Source organism: Streptomyces sp. NPDC045967 (genome assembly GCF_056430495.1).
Genome location: NZ_JBWKLE010000045.1, coordinates 1 through 3,684 on the forward strand (window position 1 = coordinate 1; position 3,684 = coordinate 3,684).

Here is a 3,684-nt window from a genome sequence, read left to right on the forward strand (position 1 = left end):
TTCACCTCCGGATCCACGCAGTTGCGGGCAAGGTTGTGGCCGAAGAGGATCGCCTCGACCTCGATGCCGTTCATCGTGATGATGCGGCACCGGGTATAGGGGTCGCTCGCATCCGGGTCGATCGGAGTGACGTTCAGCTCGCGCCAGCTGCGCAGTTGACGGTCCAGGGGGATACCGCGGTGTTGGAGCGGGTTGAAGGCCATGACGAGTACCGGCTTCCCAGGTGGTTGTCCTGCGCGCCCCCAACGAGGCACGACTGCAGACCTGGGACCGCACATGCCCCGGAAGACGGGATGGAACCAAGAAATCCGGACAGAACGAAGCCAGGCACCTCAAGATCTCAGCTGCAGCGGGGCACCCACGGCAGATCCGTCCTCCGACGCGCAGGCTCACTCCAATGGCGTGCATGTGAGGCCGTTGCGGGGGCGCCGGCTTGCGGGGAAGAGCCGTGGCCGTCGTCCTGACCCGACGCCTGCGTGTCGGCCCGTGGTCCGGTTCGACGCCAGCTGACGTCGTGGGTCTGCAGCCAGATCCCTGGCACCACGGCGTTCGCTCCCGCGCGCTGGCGGTCAGGGCTGACGACACTGACCGCGACGGGCGGTCTCGATACGGGGCGGCTACCCGCCTGTCTGTCGACCCGCAGGTGCGACTGGAGAGCCTGTGCACGCGTGACGGCCGGCTCGCGAACCGGCGTAGGCTGCGACGCGGAGGGCGCCAAGACAGGCGACGGGGCGGAATCCTGTCAGGCAGTTGCGGTACGGGTCGAAGGCAACGCCGCTTTGGCTGTCGGCTGTCACGGTCCGTTCGAGTGCGAGCCGTGCCAGCGGCTGCCATCCCGCAGCTGTTCCGAAGCCGAGGTGGAAGGACATCGGTGCCCGGGCCACCGCGGCGGCCACCGCCCCGGGTCCGGCGGGGACGCGGTCGATACGGCGTTCCGGGAACGCGGCCACCACGCCGTGCCGACCGCCGACGGCGTAGTTCAGCAGCGTGGCATAGGGCCCGGTCGTGGCATACAGGCGGGGAAACGGCAGGTGGCGCGCCAATCTTCCGCTTCCGCTGCTGGTCAAGAGCAGTTCCAGCGGCCGGCCGGATCCTCCTGCGTCTTGGACCCGCACGGCGAGGCCCAGTCCGTCAGGCAGCGGACCGGGCAGCCCCGCAGCCCGGGACCACCGCGCTGTCACCGGGTAGACACCCTGGGCGTCGAGCCACGGTACGCCCCAGGGAGTGTCGTGCCCGGGCATGTGGAGGCGTCCGGTGAGGAGGATGCCCTCGGGATGCAGGGCGGGGCGGCCGCCACGGCGGCGCGCTAATACCCCGGCCGCGTTGAAGGCCACCTGCTCGAAGCGGTTCACGCGAGCGACCTTTCCTGGTGGCCACGGCGGCGCAAGCGGCCGGTGCAGCTGTCGACGATGCGCGTCCCGAAGGACGGCCGGGGCGCGGCTGCGGGGCCGCAGACACTCCCCACGTCGGCGAGCGGCGAACCGCGGCCGTGCCGGAAGCAATCGGTCCGGCCGTCAACAGTCTCGCCCTCCGACCGGGGACCCGTCCCGTGCGCACACCGGTCGGGGAGTACGTGGACCTGTCCGCCGGTTCGGCTTCCCGAACCCGTCCGGTGCAGCCGACGCCGGGTGCGGTGCGTATCCATGCCTGCCGCCTACCCGGGTCGCGCCCATCGACTCGGCGCGACCCACAGCCATTGCTCGCGCACGTTTCCCCGCGCACGCGGCTCAGGGGCGACAGAGGACGATCAGGACGCCTGTCTAGACGGCGAACGCGGCTGCCGCCAGGCCGGACACGCGTCGGCACAGTCGGCCGTACCGCTGCGCGTGGGTGGCTTCGGCCGGGCAGCGGTGCCCTGATCGGGTCGCATGTGCGATCGGGCCTGCAAGGCGACACCACCGGTCCTCGATCACCTGACGCGCAGCCAGAGCCTGTGAGCAGGCCGGCGGGCTACCGGCCGTGCGCCCCGTTGCGGGGCAGGGGCCCTATGTCGGCGTGGCGGCCGGGGCGGAGGGCGGCGTGGCGCTGTCCGGGGCCGGGGCCGCCACGTGCGGCGAGGGCATCGGCGATGGCGCCGGTGGTAAAGGCGTAGACGGTCTTGTGGAGGACGTCGATGACGAGTTCCTTGCGGGGCCATGTCTGGGGCGGGGCTCCGACGCCGGTGGCGTTCTCCAGGATCTGGTCGTTGGTGAGGCGCACGACGGTGAACTGTGCCGAAGCAAGCGGTCCGCGCAGCCCGGCCTGGGCCATGACCGAACGCAGGACACCAAGGAGCGCCGCCTGGCCGAAGTGCATCGCCCAGTTCACTGGCACGGGCTGCTTGCCGTGGCGTTCGGGTAGCCCGGTCAGCCGCTGGAGAACCCGGGCGGGCACATGCGAGTCGGGCCGTTTGGTGCATGCCTGCTCGAACTTCTCGCCGAGGGTCATCACCACACCGCCGACGGCGCCGGCGATCATTCCCTGCCACAAAGCGCGTTTCATCATGCCGTGCGGCTACCCCATGGGGTGACCTTGACCCACCCGGCCACCACCCGGCCCATGGTTCCACAAGGGGGAGAGGAGCCCAGGGTGCGAACGTACTGCTACGCGAGCCGGTCAGCGTTCCGCTCGTTGTGCGAGGGCCGATTGCGCGAACTGCAAGGCGTCCGAGAGTGTCAAAGCGGTCAGGGCGCCGGTCACCGTGCGGGTGGCTTCCGGCCAGATGGCGCGGGCGCCGGTGAAGGTGGTCACGACCCACACGCTCAGGCAGAACGGGCAGCTGATCAGTTCCCCCACGGTTTCACGCCCGGGTTCCTCGCGGGGGGTCTCGTTGAGTTCTGCCGGTGCGCCGGCCTCCTCCACATGGGTGAACGGGGCACGCAGGGGCCGCGTGATCGTGGCCTTGGCGATCAGCCGGCTGAGCCTGAACGTGGCAGCGGCGGTCAGGACGAGGTCCAAAGGGCCGGCAGCAGAGGGCCGGGGCCGTCCGATCCGGCGCTGCAGGACCGTCCAGCCGGCTGCGTATCCGGCGAACCCAGCCATCGCGCCCAAGTGCCCGCCATGGGACCGCAAACCCGGAAATGTCGTCATCAACGTGCCTCGTTCCGCCTGCTCGGCCATCGTCACGCACAACCGTCGTGATCAGGTGGGCTGTCGAGGGGTCGTCTACCCGACTTCGACCGTGAAACGCCTCGGCCGAGCGGCTCCTGCACGGCGTGGAACCGCTGGGCAGAGGCAGGGCGTGACGTTCAGCTCCCGTCGGCACCGAAGCCCCCGCAAAGGCCGCCTCGCCGTTGCCGCCGACGTCACCCCTACCCGCCCGGCCCCGCCCAGCCACTCCCGCGCCCGACCCGACCGGCAACCCCGGCCGATCCCAGCGAGTCGGCTGCGCCCGGCGCCGTGCGGGACCGGGCGTACGACGTCGTCACCCACCAGCAGGCGGCGATGCCCGAGCAGCTGCCCCGGCCGCCGACCTCGACGACGACGATCTCACGGCCGATCGGCTGCGCCACCTCACGGACGCATTCACCAAGGCGGCCGACGATTCCACACCGTCTCCGACGGTGGGGCGGTGTCGGCGGCGGCTGTGGTGCCGGTGGCCACCAGCGCCGGCAAGGCGATAGCCCCCGATATCCGCAGTCTGGCAGTGCGTGTACGGGTACGCATCCCTTGGCTGCACCAGGGGGCTTACCTCACGTTTATCCA

The 3,684-nt window shown here is 70.8% G+C and carries 4 protein-coding genes and 1 pseudogene; all 5 read right to left on the bottom strand.

The genetic code is table 11. The features are described from left to right. Window positions 1-203: pseudogene (locus AC07FY_RS32920) on the bottom strand (hypothetical protein); the annotation flags it as partial. A gap of 414 nt (window positions 204-617) precedes the next feature. Then, window positions 618-1,352: a phosphodiesterase gene (locus AC07FY_RS32925; RefSeq protein ID WP_479014110.1), complete on the bottom strand. Its 735-nt coding sequence runs from the start codon at window positions 1,350-1,352 to the stop codon at window positions 618-620. 598 nt (window positions 1,353-1,950) lie between these two features. Next, a complete protein-coding gene (locus AC07FY_RS32930) occupies window positions 1,951-2,484 on the bottom strand; it encodes a hypothetical protein (RefSeq protein ID WP_479014113.1) in 534 nt (177 codons plus the stop codon). Between the two features lie 111 nt (window positions 2,485-2,595). Continuing rightward, a complete protein-coding gene (locus AC07FY_RS32935) occupies window positions 2,596-3,099 on the bottom strand; it encodes a DUF1360 domain-containing protein (protein ID WP_479014118.1) in 504 nt (167 codons plus the stop codon). Window positions 3,100-3,290: 191 nt separating this feature from the next. Then, window positions 3,291-3,491 (bottom strand): hypothetical protein, encoded by a 201-nt coding sequence (locus AC07FY_RS32940; RefSeq protein WP_479014115.1) that lies wholly within the window; start codon window positions 3,489-3,491, stop codon window positions 3,291-3,293. Window positions 3,492-3,684: the final 193 nt, after the last annotated feature.